The 18956-nt window shown below is 37.9% G+C and carries 18 protein-coding genes and 1 other annotated feature; all 18 genes read right to left on the bottom strand.

All coding sequences use genetic code 11. From position 1 onward, the window contains the following. Window positions 1–377 precede the first annotated feature (377 nt). Window positions 378–1493: an RNA polymerase sigma factor RpoD gene (gene rpoD / locus BK581_RS04795; RefSeq protein ID WP_078577094.1), complete on the bottom strand. Its 1116-nt coding sequence runs from the start codon at window positions 1491–1493 to the stop codon at window positions 378–380. Between the two features lie 51 nt (window positions 1494–1544). Further along, on the bottom strand, window positions 1545–3356 hold the full coding sequence (gene dnaG, locus BK581_RS04800) for a DNA primase (protein WP_078579858.1): 1812 nt from the start codon (window positions 3354–3356) through the stop codon (window positions 1545–1547). A gap of 199 nt (window positions 3357–3555) precedes the next feature. After that, window positions 3556–4020, bottom strand: coding sequence for a DUF188 domain-containing protein (locus BK581_RS04805; RefSeq protein WP_245828891.1), 465 nt, complete (start codon window positions 4018–4020; stop codon window positions 3556–3558). Window positions 4021–4837: 817 nt separating this feature from the next. Continuing rightward, the gene (locus BK581_RS04810; protein ID WP_078577095.1) at window positions 4838–5656 is read right to left on the bottom strand and encodes a pyruvate, water dikinase regulatory protein; all 819 of its coding nucleotides are present in this window, start codon (window positions 5654–5656) and stop codon (window positions 4838–4840) included. Window positions 5657–5686: 30 nt separating this feature from the next. Further along, window positions 5687–6331 (bottom strand): helix-turn-helix transcriptional regulator, encoded by a 645-nt coding sequence (locus tag BK581_RS04815; RefSeq protein WP_078577096.1) that lies wholly within the window; start codon window positions 6329–6331, stop codon window positions 5687–5689. A gap of 87 nt (window positions 6332–6418) precedes the next feature. Further along, the gene (gene glyS / locus BK581_RS04820; protein ID WP_078577097.1) at window positions 6419–8509 is read right to left on the bottom strand and encodes a glycine--tRNA ligase subunit beta; all 2091 of its coding nucleotides are present in this window, start codon (window positions 8507–8509) and stop codon (window positions 6419–6421) included. Further along, on the bottom strand, window positions 8502–9392 hold the full coding sequence (gene glyQ / locus BK581_RS04825; protein ID WP_078577098.1) for a glycine--tRNA ligase subunit alpha: 891 nt from the start codon (window positions 9390–9392) through the stop codon (window positions 8502–8504). Before glyQ ends, glyS begins: the two co-directional genes overlap by 8 nt. Before the next feature lie 119 nt (window positions 9393–9511). Continuing rightward, window positions 9512–9683, bottom strand: a binding site (T-box leader). 45 nt (window positions 9684–9728) lie between these two features. Further along, window positions 9729–10490 carry a DNA repair protein RecO gene (gene recO / locus BK581_RS04830; protein WP_078577099.1) on the bottom strand — a complete coding sequence of 254 codons (762 nt, stop codon included), beginning with the start codon at window positions 10488–10490 and terminating at the stop codon, window positions 9729–9731. Between the two features lie 38 nt (window positions 10491–10528). Beyond that, window positions 10529–10672: a YqzL family protein gene (locus BK581_RS04835; RefSeq protein WP_078577100.1), complete on the bottom strand. Its 144-nt coding sequence runs from the start codon at window positions 10670–10672 to the stop codon at window positions 10529–10531. A gap of 262 nt (window positions 10673–10934) precedes the next feature. Next, a complete protein-coding gene (gene era, locus BK581_RS04840) occupies window positions 10935–11843 on the bottom strand; it encodes a GTPase Era (RefSeq protein ID WP_078577101.1) in 909 nt (302 codons plus the stop codon). Further along, window positions 11836–12234, bottom strand: coding sequence for a cytidine deaminase (locus BK581_RS04845; RefSeq protein ID WP_078577102.1), 399 nt, complete (start codon window positions 12232–12234; stop codon window positions 11836–11838). Before BK581_RS04845 ends, era begins: the two co-directional genes overlap by 8 nt. 62 nt (window positions 12235–12296) lie before the next feature. After that, window positions 12297–12689, bottom strand: coding sequence for a diacylglycerol kinase (locus tag BK581_RS04850; protein ID WP_078577103.1), 393 nt, complete (start codon window positions 12687–12689; stop codon window positions 12297–12299). Then, window positions 12673–13137, bottom strand: a complete 465-nt coding sequence (gene ybeY / locus BK581_RS04855; protein ID WP_078577104.1) for an rRNA maturation RNase YbeY — start codon at window positions 13135–13137, stop codon at window positions 12673–12675. The genes BK581_RS04850 and ybeY overlap by 17 nt, the downstream gene beginning before the upstream one ends. Further along, on the bottom strand, window positions 13134–15332 hold the full coding sequence (locus tag BK581_RS04860) for an HD family phosphohydrolase (RefSeq protein ID WP_078577105.1): 2199 nt from the start codon (window positions 15330–15332) through the stop codon (window positions 13134–13136). The genes ybeY and BK581_RS04860 overlap by 4 nt, the downstream gene beginning before the upstream one ends. 169 nt (window positions 15333–15501) lie before the next feature. Then, window positions 15502–16485, bottom strand: a complete 984-nt coding sequence (locus tag BK581_RS04865; RefSeq protein ID WP_078577106.1) for a PhoH family protein — start codon at window positions 16483–16485, stop codon at window positions 15502–15504. A gap of 5 nt (window positions 16486–16490) precedes the next feature. Continuing rightward, window positions 16491–17678, bottom strand: coding sequence for a sporulation protein YqfD (yqfD, locus tag BK581_RS04870; RefSeq protein ID WP_078577107.1), 1188 nt, complete (start codon window positions 17676–17678; stop codon window positions 16491–16493). 41 nt (window positions 17679–17719) lie between these two features. Next, window positions 17720–18001, bottom strand: a complete 282-nt coding sequence (yqfC, locus tag BK581_RS04875) for a sporulation protein YqfC (protein WP_078577108.1) — start codon at window positions 17999–18001, stop codon at window positions 17720–17722. Between the two features lie 365 nt (window positions 18002–18366). Continuing rightward, window positions 18367–18924, bottom strand: coding sequence for a hypothetical protein (locus BK581_RS04880; protein WP_078577109.1), 558 nt, complete (start codon window positions 18922–18924; stop codon window positions 18367–18369). Between the last annotated feature and the right edge of the window lie 32 nt (window positions 18925–18956).

Raw genomic sequence — 18956 nt, forward strand, 5'->3', positions numbered from 1 at the left:
AATATCACCTACATTCCTCTTAAAAGCGGCTGCTCTTTTTGCTAATCATGATAAAGCACTCTCTTCTGATAGCCCTATGTAAAAGAATCATCTGCTTACAATAAAGTTGTTATTATTTTTTACCTCCTTCATTATATCGTATTAATTCCCTGCAATATATAGTCTTTAATATCAAAAGAATTTGTTCACTTAATGACAGTAGGTTAGAAAATATCCTTCTATTTCTTTTTATCCTGTCTTTTTTTCAATAAAGAGTTTATGTTCACAATGGATAATAATGAATATCTTTGACTAAATCACACATCCATAAAGAAAAGTCATAAAAGGTTAAATGTTTATCACATTTCCTTTTATGACTTATGAACACAAACTGCTGTTTACTCAAGAAAATCTTTAAGTCGTTTACTACGACTAGGGTGACGAAGCTTTCTTAGCGCTTTTGCTTCAATTTGCCTAATACGTTCCCGTGTCACGCCAAATACTTTACCTACTTCCTCCAATGTTCTTGTTCGACCATCATCAAGACCAAAGCGAAGACGTAAGACATTTTCTTCTCGGTCAGTTAGCGTATCAAGCACATCCTCAAGCTGCTCTTTAAGTAACTCATATGCTGCAGCATCAGAAGGAGCTAAAGCTTCTTGATCCTCTATAAAGTCTCCTAAATGAGAGTCATCTTCCTCTCCAATCGGTGTTTCCAGAGAAACAGGCTCTTGAGCAATTTTCAAAATTTCTCGTACTTTTTCTGGTGTCAATTCCATTTCTTTAGAGACTTCTTCTGGTGTCGGTTCCCGCCCTAAATCTTGTAAAAGCTGACGTTGAACTCGAATAAGCTTGTTGATTGTTTCCACCATATGAACTGGAATACGAATCGTTCTTGCTTGATCAGCAATAGCTCGTGTAATGGCTTGCCGGATCCACCATGTAGCATAAGTACTAAACTTAAAACCTTTATCGTAATCAAACTTCTCTACGGCTTTAATGAGACCCATGTTCCCTTCTTGAATTAAATCAAGGAAGAGCATTCCACGACCTACATAACGTTTAGCAATACTAACAACTAAACGTAAGTTTGCTTCCGCTAATCGACGCTTTGCTTCTTCATCTCCATTTTCAATTCTTTTTGCTAAATCAATTTCTTCAGCAGCTGATAATAACGGTACCCGCCCAATCTCTTTTAAATACATCCTTACTGGATCGTTTATTTTTATTCCTGGGGGCACACTCAAGTCGTTTAAATCAAATTCTTCCTCTTTTTCAACTTGCTGAAGACTCGGGACAGTCTCATTATCATTTAATATTTCAACACCTTGTTCTCCAAGGTATTCAAAAAATTCATCCATTTGATCTGAATCTTGATCAAATGCACCTAATCTCTCAGTAATCTCGGCGTAGGTTAAAGTCCCCCGCTTTTTACCTGCTTCTAATAGTTGCTCCTTAACTTGATCGATGGTTAAATCACCTTCCGCCATAGGACGAATTGGTTTGTCTGCCATACGATCCCTCCTTCCTAATTGTCACTACATTATCTGAGTCAATTGCACTTATCACTGCTTTAATTCTTGATTGATCTTAACGATTTCCATAGCTATAAGTGCGGCTTCTTTAAACTGTAAGGATTCTTCAGCTTGTTTTTGCTTTATTTTCAATTGTTCAATCTCCTTTTTTTTCGGAAATTGACGAATGTGTTTTAAATAATCGTCCATTTCTTGCTCAGACAGATCAATATTAACCTTCTTCATTGCAAGACTAGTCGTTATTTTTCTTAATTTAGGATCTTCAACCCGCTCAATAAAATGAGAAGGATCAGGCTCGTACCCTTCGCCATAATAGCTATATATATGGGCGGCAATCGCTTGATAATCATCATAATGGAATTCCCCACCAATTTCTTTTTGCACTTGGTCGGCAATCGAACGTGATTGAAGCATAAGAGCAATCAATTCTCGTTCTGCCGCTTCATGGGCAGAGATCATTCTTTTAGCATCGTTAACATTTTTTGCTTGAACAGCTTTATAAAATTGACGTTTTTCTTTTTTTTGCTGTTTTTTTATAATATCTATTTGTTCCTGCTTCAAAGCTTCCAATGATAATGAAAACTCTTCAGCAAGTTGGCGCAAATAATAATCTCGTTCCACAGCTCTAGGGAGAAGACTAATTTCTTCTATTATTTGTTCGATATAATTGAGCCGGTCTCCTTCAAGCTGAAGGTTCTTACCTCTACGGAAATAATGAAATTTAAAAGCAGTAAACGTTATATGGCGATTAATAATATCTTGTACAAATCGGTCTGGACCTTTCTCACGAATATAATCATCTGGATCATAACCTTCAGGTAAAGTAGCAATAACAACTTCTGCTCCTACTTTTTGGAGGATTTGAGCATTTTTATACGTGGCATTTAAACCGGCATCATCTGAATCGTAACAAAGAATAACTCTATCAGCATTACGCCGTATCATTTTTGCCTGAATTTCTGTCAGTGCCGTCCCCATAGCAGCTATACCGTTGTCTATACCCGCACGCCAGGCGGATATAACATCCATATAACCCTCGAATAGTACCGCTTCGCTCTTTTTCCTTATCATCGGTCTTGCCTGATGAAAAAAATATAATACCTCACTTTTATTAAAAACCTTAGATTCTTGGCTATTTAAGTATTTCGGTTGACCCTCAGACAAAATACGTCCACCGAAAGCAATTAATTTCCCCCGCTGATTCCAAATTGGAAACATAATACGATCTCTAAATCGATCATAAGGCTTTTTATCCTTTTCGCGTAATGCCAGAAGTCCACATTCTGCCAAACTCTCATGTGATTCATCTAAGCGTTTTTCTAGAAAATTAGTGAGGAAATCCCACGAATTCGGCGCATATCCCACTTGAAAGTGATCAATCATTTCTTTTGTAAAGCCTCTTTTTCTCAAATATTCACGCGCTTCCTTCCCCTCGTCTGAAGCTGTTAGGATATGATGGTAGAGCTTAGCAGCCAGTTCATGGGCCTTAACCCAAGTAGTCATTTTATGGGAAATCTCAGGTTTATTTTCTTCCTGTCCTTCCAATTGAGGCAAAGAAATGTTCGCTTTTGAGGCTAATTTTTCTACAGCTTCAATAAAGCTAATCCCTTCTGTTTCCATAACGAATGAGAAAGCATTACCTCCTGCACCACAACCAAAACAATGATACAGTTGTTTATCGGGTGATACAGAAAAAGAGGGCGTTTTCTCACCATGGAAAGGACACAAACCAACGAAGTTTCTCCCTTGTTTTTTCAATTGAACGTATTCACTTATAACATCCACTATATCTAGTGCCTTGCGAACCTCTTCAATTGTTTCTTCGGGAATCCGTTGTGTCATATACGCCACCAACCTTCTCCCTTTTACAGTAAGCAGACTATTTCTAAAAGAATAGCGTACAACCTTTTGGGTAGACTTTAGAAGCACTCTGTTTTCTTTATTAAGAAAAGTCGTAGACATCACTTGAAAATATTGGACAACGTAAGCCTTAACGACTATATTTTTAAAGAGAGTGTCATAAATATATTCGCTTCAACCTTCAAGATTCCTGCTTTTTTGACAAAATCTTTTTTAACTGTTGTTTAAAAAAATGTCGATCTTCATCACGAAGCTTTTTAGGTCCCCGTGTTTTTTTGCCCGCTTTTCTTTTTTTGGCTTCATCGTGCCTTCTATCAAGTAAAAAATCCACTTGCTCATTCTCAATGATGTTTCCCCTAGGAGATAAAACAACACCACCCTTTGCTAATAAAAGCCCAGCTAAGCCAAGATCCTGGGTAACTGTTATATCACCAGTAGAGGATCGATTGCATATTTCCATATCAACCGCTTCTCTATCTGGATCTGTTATAACTTCCTGCACAAAAGTTGGCAACAAATCGCTTCTCGAATGAGCGTAAGAGTGAACGAAAAGAACTGGACACTTAAATTCACTGGCACAATGAATGATTTCTTCTAAAACTGGACACCCGTCTCCATCGACAAAAATCCTCTTATTTTGTATCAATAGTGAATTCTACACCCTTTTCCGTAAATCCTTTTTTTATTTGTGTTTATTTTCAATCCCCCATGTCCTCTTACTATCTTTACCAAATAAATTAAAAAAAGTCTTGACATTTTCAATTTATTTGTTCTCACTGTGATTATGCCTATTTTTTATAAATTTTATCAAGTCACAATATTTCATTATATAGGATAATAATAAATCTCGCTATGGTTTTGATCATTTTTTCTATTAAAGCTTTTAATAGCTGGACGGGCTGGACGTCAAAACGTCAAAATGATGCTCAGCTATTACATATCACTCATTAGATCGGATTAACTTTTGCTATTTTTACAAAAAGCACCGGCGTAACCATTGAATGAATATCATAAATCAAAATAAGTACAGTCGAACAATGGCTGTAGCTTCACTTCAGAGGACGCTTTCCCCAGGGCTTATCTTCAGGGAGTCGCCGTCTTACGTTTCGATCACTTTTTATCATCCTCATATTAAATGTATTGCATATTATTCATGTTATTGCTTTAAAAACATCATTATGAAATCGACTCATTTAGAAAGTTAATTAAATGAATTGAAGAAGCATCATTTATGAGAAAAGCTACTACCTTCTCTTCTGTTTTATGCATAAATTAACTTTAACGATAGACGCGCATAGGCACTGGCATCTGGTGTATTTAGCAGATAAACGAGTGAATGTTTACATGGAAGGAAATTTTAACGATAGTGCAGCCTATCATAAAATAATTTTTTGGAAAGGTGACTATCCAACATATAAAAAACTTTGAAGTTCTTTTCTAAGAACTTCAAAGTCCCAGTTGGCTTATGAAGAATGATGATGAACAAGTTGATAAATCAAATTTGCAGTCTCTTCCACTGCTTTTGTAGAGACATCAATAATACGACAACCAATCTTATTCATAATTCGAGCAGAGTACAAAAGCTCCTCTTCAATACGCTCTAATGCGGCATAATTAGCTTCTTCTTTTAAACCTAAAGCTTTTAGCCTTTCCGTTCGAATCGTGTTTAATTTTTTGGGGCTGATCGTTAATCCAATTATTTTCTCAGATGGCACATTAAAGAGTTCCTCGGGAGGTTCTACTTCAGGCACAAGAGGTACATTAGCTACTTTTAAACGTTTGTGCGCCAAATATTGAGATAATGGTGTTTTGGATGTGCGAGATACCCCAATTAAAACCACATCAGCCCTTAAAACCCCACGTGGATCTCGACCATCATCATATTTAACCGCAAACTCAATCGCCTCGACTTTTCTAAAGTAATCTTCATCTAGTGTGTGAATAAGACCCGATTTATTTTTTGGTGATGTGTTTAACCGGTTCTCCATCAATGTAATCATAGGCGTTAAAATATCGTAAATAGGTACGTTATGGCTAGCTGCCTGCTGTAATAAATAATTTTTTACTTCTGGTACTACAACGGTAAATGCAATGACACCATTGTTTTCAATAGCTTGTGTTATGACGTCATCTACTGTAGAGGTGTCTTCAACGTAAGGGATTCTCGTAATAGCCGCTTTTCCTTGGCTAAATTGACTTAATGCAGCCTTTACAACTAATTCAGCCGTTTCTCCAACAGAATCAGAAATCACATATACCATCGATTGATCAGATGAACTCATTGGCATTCTCCTTCACTCAATTAATAAAGCTTACGTATGAAGATCATCACTTGCCATATAAACAAAAGCCTTCGCAATATTTGTTTTGGTTAAACGTCCGATTACCTCGTGAACAATGGCACCTTCTTCCTCAATTTCACGAACTACCGGGACACCATCTATTTGTTTATTAATTAATTTATTAGCCACTTCTACAATAGTATCTTCAGGTTTACACATTGTAACATTCGGCATTCTTGTCATAATGATACTCACAGGTACACTCTCAAGGTCTTGTTTACCCATACTAGCACGCAATAAATCTTTTCTTGAAAGAATGCCAGCTAATCGGCTTTTTTTATTTACAACAAAAAGTGTGCCCACGTCCTCTAAAAACATAATACAAATAGCATCATAGGCAGAAGCAGATTCGTTAACTACGACAGGTACAGATTGAAATTGTTTAACAGTTAATTTTTGCATTTGCTCATTAAAAAGTTGCCCACCATTTTTCCCACTATAGTAATAACCTACACGGGGACGTGCATCGAGAAAGCCCGACATGGTTAAAATGGCCAAGTCAGGCCTCAAGGTTGCACGCGTTAGTGACAGCTTCTCAGCAATCTGTTCACCCGTGATCGGACCTTCTTCTTTCACTATTTGTAAAATTCGTTGTTGTCTTTCATTCAACTCCATTGCCTTCACCGTCCTCTATACTCAGGCAAACTCACTATTTTCACTTATTTCTATTATAACCTAATTAAAAACGCTCGAAAAATACGCTTAGTTCTCGGCATGGAAAACAATTGCCTGAAAATCAGCAAAAAAAGTGATCATCTCAGAGGTTTGTTTCATTTGGGCAAGACGATTAGCTTTAATAGTCTCACTTTCAGCCATGACCATTATATTATCAAAATAGCGGTGGATAACTGGCACGAGTTGTTTCAGCAAAGTATAAGCTTCGGCTACCTCACCTTTATCTAGTGAATTTAATACATTTTTCTCATGATCACATGTAGCATCGAAAAGATTTTTTTCTTCCTCTTCTGTGAAAAGCGATGAATCTGGCATTGCATCAGAAGCTGTTTTTTTAGAAATATTTATGACTCTGTTAAATGCTTCAACATCTTTCTTGAAGGAAGCATCATTGAGAAGTTCCATTAAAAACAGGCCTTTTTTAATCGTTATATCTACTCTTCCCGGTGCTGTAGCAAGTACAGCCTCAGCTACATCATAGCGTACATTTTTCTCTTGAAGTAAATGCTTATATCTCAACTTAACGAATTCTTTTAAGTCTGTCATAACATCTTCAAGTGGTCGACTGATTAACCCATGATTATCAGCTTCTAACAAAGCTTCGTTCATCACTTCAAATAAATCAAAGTGCCAGTCTTCTTTTAAGAAAATGTGTAAAATTGCTGCTGTTTGGCGGCGAAGTCCATGGGGATCTTGAGAGCCAGTAGGAATAGCGCCGATTCCAAAACTTGTAACAAGTGTATCGATTTTGTCAGCAACACTGATAAAAGCACCAATCGCGTCAGATGGTGGAAGATCTCCTGATTGCTTAGGTAAGTAATGTTCCTTAATCGCACGAGCTACGCGGGTATCTTCTCCTGATTTTAATGCATATTCCTCTCCCATACGCCCTTCAAGCTCTGGAAACTCATTTACCATATGTGTGACTAAATCATTTTTTGCTAAATGAGCTGCTCTTTCTGTGAGGTGAATTATTTCTTTAGTAGCACCAGCTTTTTTAGCAATTTTTACAGCTAGAGCAGAGAAACGTCTCACTTTATCAGCAATTGAACCTAATTCCTCATGGTAAACGATTGATTCAAGACGGGAAAAGAGAGCTTCAAAATTTTTATTCAAATCTTCGTTATAGAAAAATTCAGCATCTGCCAATCGCGCCCTCAGTACTTTTTCATTACCCTTTTGAACATTTTCTAAGTGACGATGATCCCCATTTCGAACCGTAATAAAGATGGGCTGAAGGTCTCCGTCTTTATTTTTAACTGGGAAATAACGTTGATGTTCCCTCATTGATGTAATGAGGACTTCTTCAGGCACCTGTAAAAACCGCTTATCAAATGTACCATATAGCGCTGTTGGGTATTCCACAAGATTCGTGACTTCTTCGAGTAAATTTTCGTCTACTGGAACGACCCATCCTTCACTTTCTGCCATTTGTTCAAGTTGTTTTCTAATCGCTGTTTTCCTTTCGAGTGGATCAACAATTACATGCTCTTTTAACAAGGCAGAAACATAGTCATTTGCGTCCTCAAGGATTAATTGGTTTCCTAAAAAGCGGTGACCAAAGGAATAACGATCGGTGGATACATTCGTGATGTTAAATGAGATCACCTCTGTCCCATATAGAGCAACTAGCCATTTTACTGGACGAACAAATTTCTGATCATTTACTCCCCACTTCATATTTTTTGGGAAAGGAATACTAAGGATAACGTGTTTCAATTCGGGTAGAAGAGACGTAACAGGTTCACCAGCTGTGAATTTTTTAGCGAAAACATAGTCTTCCCCGTTAATAGACTTTACGTAAAGGTCATCTGTGTTTACTCCTTGTCCACGAGCGAATCCTTGAGCAGCCTTTGACCAATTTCCTTCTTCATCTTGAGCAATCTTTTTAGAAGGTCCTTTTGCTTCCACTTCAACATCATCTTGCTTTTCCTCGAGTCCGTGTACGATGACAGCTAAGCGACGCGGAGTTGAGAAAGCTTTTGTTTCATCATAAGTTAACCTATGCTCTTTCATCCAAGCTTCAGTTCGGTGTTGCAGTTCTTTCATAGCATCTGTTACAAATCTTGCAGGCATCTCTTCCAAGCCGATTTCTAATAATAATGTCCTACTACTCATTAGCAGCTTCCCCCTTCTCTTTAAGCATCGGAAAACCTAATTTTTCCCGTGCGTCATAATAGGTTTTCGCGCAATTACGGGCAAGATTTCTTACACGACCGATATAACCAGTTCTTTCAGTAACAGAAATGGCACCTTGGGCATCTAACAAATTAAAAACGTGAGAACACTTTAACACATAGTCATAAGAAGGAATAACGAGTTGTTCATTTAGCGCACGCTGCGCTTCTTTTTCAAAAGTTGAAAACAGTTGAAAAAGCATGTCTGCATCCGCCACTTCAAAGGAATACTTAGATTGTTCATACTCATTTTGTAAGAAAACATCCCCGTAAGTAAAACCATTCACCCATTCGAGATCGTAAACATTCTCTTTATCTTGTATATAAGATGCTAATCGTTCCAGGCCGTATGTAATTTCGACAGATACAGGTGAAGCGTCGAGCCCTCCTACTTGTTGAAAATAAGTAAATTGGGTAATTTCCATCCCGTCGAGCCATACTTCCCAGCCTAATCCCCATGCAGCAAGAGTAGGCGCTTCCCAGTTGTCTTCTACAAAACGAATGTCGTGCTCTTCTGGTTTAATCCCTAATTTTTTTAAACTCTCTAAATATAATTCTTGAATATTGTCAGGAGATGGCTTCATAACTACTTGAAATTGGTGGTGTTGATATAGTCGATTTGGATTTTCTCCATATCTTCCATCAGTCGGTCGTCGTGATGGTTCAACATAAGCTACATTCCACGGTTCTGGTCCAATACTTCGTAAAAATGTCATAGGATTCATTGTGCCAGCGCCTTTTTCCACATCATACGGCTGCAGGAGAAGGCAATTTTGTTTTCCCCAAAATTCTTGTAACGTGAGAATCATGTTTTGTACGTTCATGCGTAAAGCCTCCAATTTTACTAAGATTTTGTGAGTGTCATAACGCAGGGAGATTGATTTAAAGCTTTTTCTAAGAAAAGTTATTCAATAAAAAACTCCCGTCTCTATATCCATAAGGATACAGGGACGAGAGTAACCCGCGGTTCCACCCTACTTGCACAGCTAAACTGCACCACTTTAACTATACGTACTCTGGAACGCCTTCCTTGTCATCGTTATACTCAGCTTTCACCATCCTGAGCTCGCTAATATATTGAGAGGACAAGTACTATTTTCCTTCATTGCACGGTAACTATAAACGATCTCTTATCATTACAAATCTTACTTAAAAAAAAGTTAGCTGTCAACATCTTGTTGTGAGAACTTCTCTATCTGATCTAAAAATCGCTTTGATTTTAAATGAATTCCGATATATTCTTGATAATACAATGCTAATATTTCTTTTAATTGCAGTTTATTATCAGGTTTCACAGAAATTTTACCAATTCTAGAAGGGTTAATTTGTTGAAATAGCCTTAAAAGTTTCATGACTGAAGGGGATGCCTTTAAATGATACTTATCCTCGTGGGAACAAGCGGTACAGAGAGCCCCACCAAACTTCAGTGAAAAAACAAAAGGCAAATCTGTTCTTCTACAATGGGCACATTCATGTAAAGTTGGGGGAGAACCAGAAAAAGCCAACATCTTTGTCTCAAGAATGCGAATTAGAATTTCCCCATCATCTCCCTCATTTAAATGGTGTAACAATTGATACAGCAATTCAAATAAATACGGGTTCTTATCATTATCATCTGTCAATTTATCAATCATTTCCACTATGTATGCACCATAAGCAGTGAGCATTAAATCATTTCGTACTTCTTTGAATGAATCAATAATATCAGATTGACTAAGCGACCCCATCCCTTGAGATTTTTGATATATGAAAGAACCATAAACAAAGAGTTGAGTTGATGAAGCAAAGCGACTCTTTGGTCGTTTTGCTCCGCGTGCCATTACGGCTGTTTTGCCGTGTTCACGAGACAATAATGTGATAATTTTGTTCGTTTCACCATAATCAGTCGTACGAATAACAATACCTTCTGTTTTGTGTAACAATATCGCCACCTGCCAATTTTAGGTGAGCTTCAGGTCATTTAGGGGATCGTCTCCTCATCAGAATTCCCATCATCCTGTTCATACATAATGGTATCTTGCTGATCTCGATCAATTTCTTTAAATAACAAATAAGATTCCACATCGCCTGTCATGGAGAATACGTGCCAGGATAACTGACGCATCGGGCTACTCCACCTTTCTTAAAGCAAGCTTTATTGTGCTTCTATATCTGTTATAGTGACCTTCTGCGTCCTTTTCATGTCAAGGAAATATTAACAGTATAAAACGCCCCTTCAATCAATGGGTTTTCTCGTTCTTCTCCCGCTGATTGCTCGTTGAGTCCAACATCTCCCCGTCTGAAATAGATCTAGCACTCCTCTCTATTTTATGCTGGAAGTTTTACAGACGGTTATCTGTGATAAAGATGAACGAGTCGGTATTATTTTAATACTCCTCATTGTTATAGCCGAAATTTTTTAAATGCTTCGGTTTATTTCGCCAATCCTTTTCAACCTTTACCCAAAGCTCAAGAAAAATTTTGGATCCCAGAAGACGTTGAATATCTTCTCTAGCTCGTTTCCCTATTTCTTTAAGCATTTTCCCTTGCTTACCGATAATGATCCCTTTCTGCGAACTTCTTTCCACCACAACAACTGCCCCAACATAAACAGTCTCCGTATTTTCTCTACGCTTAATTTGTTCAATCTCAACAGCAATCGAATGAGGCACTTCTTCTTCAGTTAAATGAAGAATCTTTTCACGAATCATTTCTGCCATTAAAAAACGTTCTGGATGGTCAGTAACCTGATCCTCCGGATAAAATTGAGGACCTGTGTATAAATAAGCATAAACCTGTTCGAGAAGTGTGGTAACGTTATTACCTTCCAACGCAGAAACAGGAATGATCTCTTTAAATGGATAAAGCTGTGAATACTCTTTAATAAGTGGCAAGAGCTCGTCTGGGTGGACGTCATCGATTTTATTAATAATAAGGAAAACGGGGGTATTGACATTTTTTAAACGTTCAATAATAAATTCATCACCACGCCCTTTTCCTTCTTTAGCATCTACAAGAAATAAGATCACATCAACTTCATTAAACGTATTTTGCGCAATCTTTGTCATGAAATCACCGAGCCGATGTTTAGGCTTATGAATCCCCGGCGTATCAATAAAAACGATTTGACCTTTATCTCCGGTATAGACGCCTTGAATACGATTTCTTGTCGTTTGAGGTTTATTACTCATAATCGCAATTTTCTGCCCTAAAACATGGTTCAATAATGTGGATTTGCCTACATTAGGTCGGCCAATTAGTGCTACAAAACCTGATTTTTTTTCATTCTCAGTCATTTAAATCCTCCGGTGAAAATGCTCCTGGTAACAATTGTTCCATTGTCCACTCAGTAGTATCTCCATGCAAATTCGTTAAATATATTTTTGTCTCACGCTGTAAAAGCTCCGACATCACTTGTCGACATGCACCACAGGGAGAGACTGGTCCATCCGTATCGGCTACCACTGCCATAGCAGTAAATTCACGTACCCCATCAGAGACGGCTTTAAATATAGCGGTTCTTTCAGCACAATTACACATGCTATATGCTGCATTCTCTATATTACACCCATGAAAAATATTACCATCAGATGCCAGAAGGGCTGCACCTACTTGAAAATTAGAATATGGCACATAGGCTTTTTCTCTAGCTCGTTTTGCTTCCTCTAATAATTGATCTTTGTTCATTTTATCACCCTCGTATAAAATAATCCCTGAATTTAATATCATCTTCACTTTGCACGAATGGGTTAAAGCAGCAATTGAAGAATATGGGGTATGAAAATCATAGCGCCCACAATCGCCGCTGTCAATGCAAAGACAAAGACAGCTCCTGCTGCAGCGTCTTTTATGATTTTTGCCTGCTCATCATATCGCTTTACGACGAGGTCTACCACATGTTCAATTGCAGTATTAATCAGTTCCATTCCTAAAACCGCCCCGATCACAACAGCTAGAATGACTTGTTCACTTAAAGGGACGTTAAGCAACTGTGCTAAAATAAATACCCCAATCGCCGCAAGCACATGTATGCGGAAGTTTTGTTCATACTTCCACGTGTGTTCAATTCCTTTTGCTGCATAATAAAAACTCTTCCTCAACCGCCGCCACGAAACAAAAGGGATATTATTTCTTGAGCCCATGTTTTTGCAAAATATCTTCTTGTTTTGTAAACATCACTTTTTCATCTTTTTCAGTTTCGTGATCATAGCCAATGAGGTGAAGGAAGCCATGAACTGCCAAAAAGCACAGTTCTCGCTCCATATCATGGCCATATTCTTCTGCTTGAACTTTTGCGCGCGGTACAGAGATAATCACATCCCCTAACAAATTAGCAGCGGGACTTTCACTTATGTCCTCATCACCTTCATTTAATGCGAAAGACAATACGTCTGTTGGCTGATCTTTATCCCGATACTCTCGGTTTAATTGGTGTATATGTTCATCAGTAACGAACGTGACAGACACTTCAGATTCTTCTTTCAGATTCTCCTCTTTAAGTGCCGTATTGAGTACGTCAGCGACAAGGTTTTTCTCTACGTCTGTTAATTGCTCTGTCTCGTCAAATAGATCAATCGTATATCGGTTCACACATTATCCTCCTTTTTACTCAAATCATCTTCTGGATACTCGATCCTTGAGTGGAACGTTCCCTGCAACGTTTCACATATTGAAGTCGCTGCTTTATTTAACTCTTTTAATGTAAGGTCACAGTCATCAAATTGACCATCTGTTAACCGATCCAATAATATTTTACGAACAAGATTTTCGATTTTTTCAGTTGTAGGGTGCTGCATTGATCTAACAGCTGCTTCTACACAATCAGCAAATCCAACGAGTGCTGCTTCCTTTGATTGCGCTTTCGGCCCTGGATATCTGAACTCTTCTTCTTCTATTTCGTCCTTATCATCATTTTGTTTTGCTTTATGGTAAAAGTATTTAAGTAACGACGTACCATGATGCTGTTCTGCAATGTCCACAATTTCCTTCGGAAGCTTATGTGATTTAAGCATGTCTGCCCCATCATAAGGGTGAGCAATAATAATTGTTTTACTTAAATGCGGTGAAATATTATCATGTGGATTTTTAATTTTCATTTGATTTTCTATAAAAAAATGTGGGCGTCTTGTCTTCCCAATATCATGATAATATGAACCAACTCGTGCTAATAACCCGTTAGCTCCAACAGATTCACAGGCAGCTTCGGCTAAGTTAGCGACGACCACACTATGATGATATGTTCCTGGAGCCTCTAATAAAATTTTTCTTAAAAGAGGGTGATTAGGATTGGACAATTCAATTAGTCTAGTTGGAGACAAAACTCCGAATCCTGCTTCCACAAAGGGTAATAACCCAATCGCTAACACCACAGAGATAAAGCCAGACAAAAATGCAAAACCGACGTTGGTCCCAATATCAAACCACCCATATTGAGCATTTTTCAATAAGAGAATAGCAATTACCACTAAAATATTAATAAACGAGACGAAAATTCCCGTTTGTAACATCCGCATCATCCGTTGTGACTTACTCAAGAAAAAGACTCCTGCCAAGCCACTAAAAAAGATGTATATGCCATGAGTGTAATTAACAATACCAGAGCTCTCACTATTAAACATAATACTTGCAATAATAGCGAATATCATGCTTGTAAAAATAGCGACCCGTGATTGTAGCAATGTTGTAAGAAGCATTGTTCCCATGGCTACTGGCGCTAGGAAGGTTATACCGTTAAGGTCAATGACATGCGTCAAACTAACGAGCTTTAACAAAATGAGCGTCAGCATATAAATCGTACTATACATTAACAAATGGGTATTATTTGTTTGTAAAGAGGTTTTTGCATCATTTAAGTAATAGGCAAGCATCGCTATTAATAGACTAATAATAATAGCAAGACCAATATAAGGGTAGTATAAAGGCACCTCTTCAGTTAATCCTACAAGCGATAGTTGTTGATAAATTTCTCCCGTAATGACTTGACCTTCTTCTACTAGCAGCTGACCTTCTCGTATCATAACAGGTTCTACCGCTTCAATAGCTGACTCTCGTGCTTCTTGTGTAGCATCTTCGTCCATCATGTAATTTGCCGTAATACCAAAACGAGAAATTTCAATCATAGCTTCAAGTAAATCTGGACTAACAGCTGCAATGGCAACCTTGCTTTCAACCCTATCTTTTGCATCATCTACTTCATCCATTGGAATTTCTTCTTCCATCACATCATACACTGCACTAGTAGTCGTTTCTTGGGCAGTCTCTAAATCTTCACCGGTCGTTTCCAACAATATTAGAAAAGCGTCATCAGATATTTGCTCTATGGTTTCAGTTGGAAGAAGCTCTTCAAGCAAATCAAGCTGTTCGGACTCAGAAAGTTCTTCAATCGTCATGTCATCTTCATTAGAATTGTTAGACGCCTCTTCTATTTCAGAAATTCTTTCATCAATCTGACTTTGGACTTGTTCCACCGAATGGAAAATATCCTGAATTCTTTCAAGTTGATTTTGGGCGTATCTCGTTTTTTTTGAATATACAGGTTCGACCGCATCAGATGCTTCTAGTTGTAAACGTTCAGTTTCTAGCTTATTTTCAATTGTTAATGGCGATCGTATATCTTGGTCAGACACGGTTCCTTGTTCAACTTCTAACGTCTCAGGGATCACATTTGTGACGAGCATACCATACGTAAAGATGCCTAAAAATACAAAGATGAAGATACGTAAATAACGATGTTTTTTTAAATTTTTCCACCATGCTTGTTGATCTATAGATGATCGTTTTGACATTTGGCTCCCCCATTTTAAAAAAAGAACTTCGTATCGTCTTTTACCAATTATTTCAAACTAGGCACTCCTTTGTAAAGAACATTCCTCTCCTTATTAAAGTCATACTGGGCAACTTTCATACAAGAGGTGTTTTTTAAAATCATTTGGCCTACCATTTCGTTTAAGTAGTTTACGCATTATGCTCAGAAGACGTTTCACTCTCTTTGTCATAAGCATTAATAATTTTTTGAACAAGTGTATGACGGACAACGTCAGTAGGCTCCAAATGTATAAATGACAAACCTTCTACATTTTTTAATATTTTTAAAACTGATTTTAAACCGGACATTTTACCACGCGGCAAATCAATTTGCGTTAAGTCTCCTGTCACAACCATTTTTGAACCAAAACCAAGTCTTGTTAAAAACATTTTTATTTGTTCAGACGTCGTATTTTGAGCCTCATCTAATATGACAAAGGAATCGTCAAGTGTCCGACCTCTCATATATGCTAACGGTGCGATCTCGATCGTGCCTCTTTCCATTAGTCTTTCAGTATGTTCTACACCAAACACATCATGAAGTGCATCATACAATGGTCTTAAATAAGGATCTACTTTCTCCTTTAGATCCCCAGGTAAAAAACCGAGGCTTTCACCTGCCTCAACTGCAGGCCGAGTTAAGACAATTTTCTTTACTCGCCCTTCTTTTAAAGCATGAACCGCCATGACAACAGCTAAATAGGTTTTCCCTGTTCCCGCTGGTCCAATTCCAAAGACGATATCATTTTTTCGAATCGCAGACACATAATGTCTTTGGCCTAATGTTTTCGCAAGAATTGGCTTACCTTTAGCCGTGAGAGTTATTTTATCCTCATACAAATCTGCCATTTCATCTAGCATGCCTCTTTTAGCTAATTGGGCGGCATACACAACATCCCTTTCTTGAACTGAAAGGCCATTTCTAATGAGTTTTAATAGCATGTTTAAGATATCATTAATCTTCTCTGAGGAATTACTGTCTCCAACTATTGTGATTTCTTCACCACGTGTCATAATTGTCGTGGCGAAAAATTCTTCTAAACGTTTCAAGTGATTATCATTTGGCCCAAACAACGCTTGGGCTTCATTTGCTCCTTGAATTGGTAAAACAAGTGTACTTGTATTTTCTGTCAATCGTCTCAGTCTCCTTGAATTATGGGCTGTTTCACTGCAATATTATCTTGAATCTTATAGTGCAGCGATACTTTTACTTTACCACCGTCTACTGTCTCGTGCAAAACTTTTTCTCCAGTGATTATGGCATCCTCTGATAACATTTGCATAAGTTTTTTCGTGGCTTCTTCTTTTGCAATAGCTACAGCTTTTTTTTGAGCTCGCTCCCTGTCAATTGATTGTAATTCATACTCATGTGTGACAACATGTGAAAATGGGGTTTTATAACCAAATATTTCCCAATCTTTTGATATCTGCTCTTTATATTTTTCATCCGTGTTTAATCCTGAGAAGCCCCAGACCGGAACAGTCATATTCCCTATTTTAAGGCCATGTTTTTTTGCTGTTCGTCCCGTAACAGTTTCGATCGTCTGACTCAACGGCACCTTCACACGGACCTTGTACCAAAATTCGCCAATAACTTCTCCTTCTGCAGCTATAAAAGTCGTTTTACCTTCTTTACCTAATTCACCAGATACGAGAATGTCACCTTTTTTAACCACTTGGTTCGGTTTAATGAGTGGATTTCCTTTTTCAACGAAAAGATCATGAATTACAGCTTTTCGCGATGCAACGAGATGCCCTGTACCAGTAGTTGGGCGTTCTTCAACTATTTCTTTCTCCACTACTTGAAAATGATAAGAGGACCCGTGTTTCGTAACACCGATCCACGTGACTCCGTCTAACTCATTCATGATGTTATCCTGGATGATTTCTGGTGCAGGCAAAAAATATTGAAAGGCTCCCTTTTTTATTCCCATCTGCTCTAACACATGACGTACTTCGTGTTCCATTGCAGGGTCTGTTCCTTCAATTTCAATTGTCCAAACCATATTTGATAAAAGGATCAGAACCGCAATAAAACCTAAAATACCTGCTACTAACCCTTTTCTATTGCTTAATTTCTTTAATAAAAATGGTAACCCCTTTTTTTCTTCAAATTTTATTTTACAGGATAAAAGCTTGGCCATTTTTTTCAGTTTATAAAGATCGGTCAACAGTACATAAGCTGTAAACCTTTCTTCTTCTTGGAACGTCACTTCCCAAGTTAATACACCTTGCCTTTGACATTCTTTAATAAATGTCTCTGGAGACGCATGTGTCACCTGAATTTTCATGTACCCGGTTGATTTGTGCAACCAATCGTTTCTCACGTGGCTTCCCCCTTATTTTAAACATAACATAGCGAAAACATTTATGGTTTTTCATAATAGACGTGCTCAATGATGCCTTCAAGAAGTATTTCTTCAGGTAATATCGTTTTTATTATAAATTGATTGCCACTAATCACAAGCTCACCTTCTTTTAAAGCTAGTCTTAGCTCTGTATTAGTAAAACGTACAACCCCGCGATGGTTTTCTATATAAACATGAAGCTGACCGATCATTGTCAACCGCGGTAGATCCATAATCACATCTGCGGGTAGGTCCATATAGTTAACCATCCATTTTTTTAACCAATGCTGGAATCGTTTCATGGCGAACCTCCCTTTCATTCATATGTATGAAAGTTAGCTGAAGCCTATCACCTAAAATGGTACTTAAAAAGCTTATAAATAAAAAAACGTTAGCTCATGAATAAAACGAACCTTCAATCAGAGGTTTTCGTTCTTCTCCCGCTATTTGAGAGTTGAGTTAATTAGGACTTTAGCGTCCATTATCTCCGTCCATATAGATTTAGCTCTACTTTATTTTGAGACGGGAGTTTATGGACGGCTGCCTGTGATAAACAAGTTTTTTACCCATAAGAAAAGCACGCCCAATTTAGCCTATGCTAAAATTGGGCGTGCTTTAAATTAACACTACTTCATTCATTACTTCTAAATAATGGTCCAATCATTTCTTACCTACGACGTGCTTTTGGTTTCCCAAGTATTTCAGACCAAACAATGCCTTTAATCGCTTCTTCACGCGAAATGTGACTAAAATTAAGCTGAACTTTAGGTTTTGCTGCTGAGCGGGTTAAATCCCCCTGCATAATTGGCGAATCACCGATTTCTCCAACTTGCTTCGCAGCTTGCTCTTGTCGCTTTTTAATCCTTTCGTAACGTTCATGAAGCTCTCTATTCGTTTTACTCAGTTCATTCTCAGCCTCCTGAGGTAAAGAAGAAACTGTTGGTTCCGTAGATCGTTTATTCTCACTGTTTGTCCTATTAGACCGGCTTTCTGTAGGCTGTGGTTCAGTCGGTCGTTCTTCTTGCCGGAAAATATCACGCCAGTCCACTTCCTGCTCTTCTTCTGACTGGGAAGGGGTCCTTCTTTGTTGTTGATGTCCCTGTGGTCTTTGCCGTTTCGTTTGTTTTTCTTCTTGTTTATTCCCACGCAGGAAACTCATTATTGCAGCAATAATGATGAAGGTAAGGATCGGTGTTTCAAGAAGGAGATTAAATAAGCCTTCCATTTAAGCACACTCCTTTCTTAAAGAGGGTCACG

Source organism: Salipaludibacillus agaradhaerens, assembly GCF_002019735.1.
GTDB classification, from domain to species: domain Bacteria; phylum Bacillota; class Bacilli; order Bacillales; family Salisediminibacteriaceae; genus Salipaludibacillus; species Salipaludibacillus agaradhaerens.

Coding starts and splice junctions, on each gene's coding strand:
- BK581_RS04850 (WP_078577103.1), bottom strand. CDS start 12,689: ATGGGCTCAAGAAATAATATCCCTTTTGTTTCGTGGCGGCGGTTGAGG.
- era (WP_078577101.1), bottom strand. CDS start 11,843: ATGACTGAGAATGAAAAAAAATCAGGTTTTGTAGCACTAATTGGCCGA.
- glyQ (WP_078577098.1), bottom strand. CDS start 9,392: ATGAACGTACAAAACATGATTCTCACGTTACAAGAATTTTGGGGAAAA.
- glyS (WP_078577097.1), bottom strand. CDS start 8,509: ATGAGTAGTAGGACATTATTATTAGAAATCGGCTTGGAAGAGATGCCT.
- rpoD (WP_078577094.1), bottom strand. CDS start 1,493: ATGGCAGACAAACCAATTCGTCCTATGGCGGAAGGTGATTTAACCATC.
- BK581_RS04845 (WP_078577102.1), bottom strand. CDS start 12,234: ATGAACAAAGATCAATTATTAGAGGAAGCAAAACGAGCTAGAGAAAAA.
- BK581_RS04810 (WP_078577095.1), bottom strand. CDS start 5,656: ATGAGTTCATCTGATCAATCGATGGTATATGTGATTTCTGATTCTGTT.
- BK581_RS04880 (WP_078577109.1), bottom strand. CDS start 18,924: ATGGAAGGCTTATTTAATCTCCTTCTTGAAACACCGATCCTTACCTTC.
- BK581_RS04860 (WP_078577105.1), bottom strand. CDS start 15,332: ATGTCAAAACGATCATCTATAGATCAACAAGCATGGTGGAAAAATTTA.
- BK581_RS04835 (WP_078577100.1), bottom strand. CDS start 10,672: ATGCGTCAGTTATCCTGGCACGTATTCTCCATGACAGGCGATGTGGAA.
- BK581_RS04815 (WP_078577096.1), bottom strand. CDS start 6,331: ATGGAGTTGAATGAAAGACAACAACGAATTTTACAAATAGTGAAAGAA.
- dnaG (WP_078579858.1), bottom strand. CDS start 3,356: ATGACACAACGGATTCCCGAAGAAACAATTGAAGAGGTTCGCAAGGCA.
- yqfC (WP_078577108.1), bottom strand. CDS start 18,001: ATGAAACGATTCCAGCATTGGTTAAAAAAATGGATGGTTAACTATATG.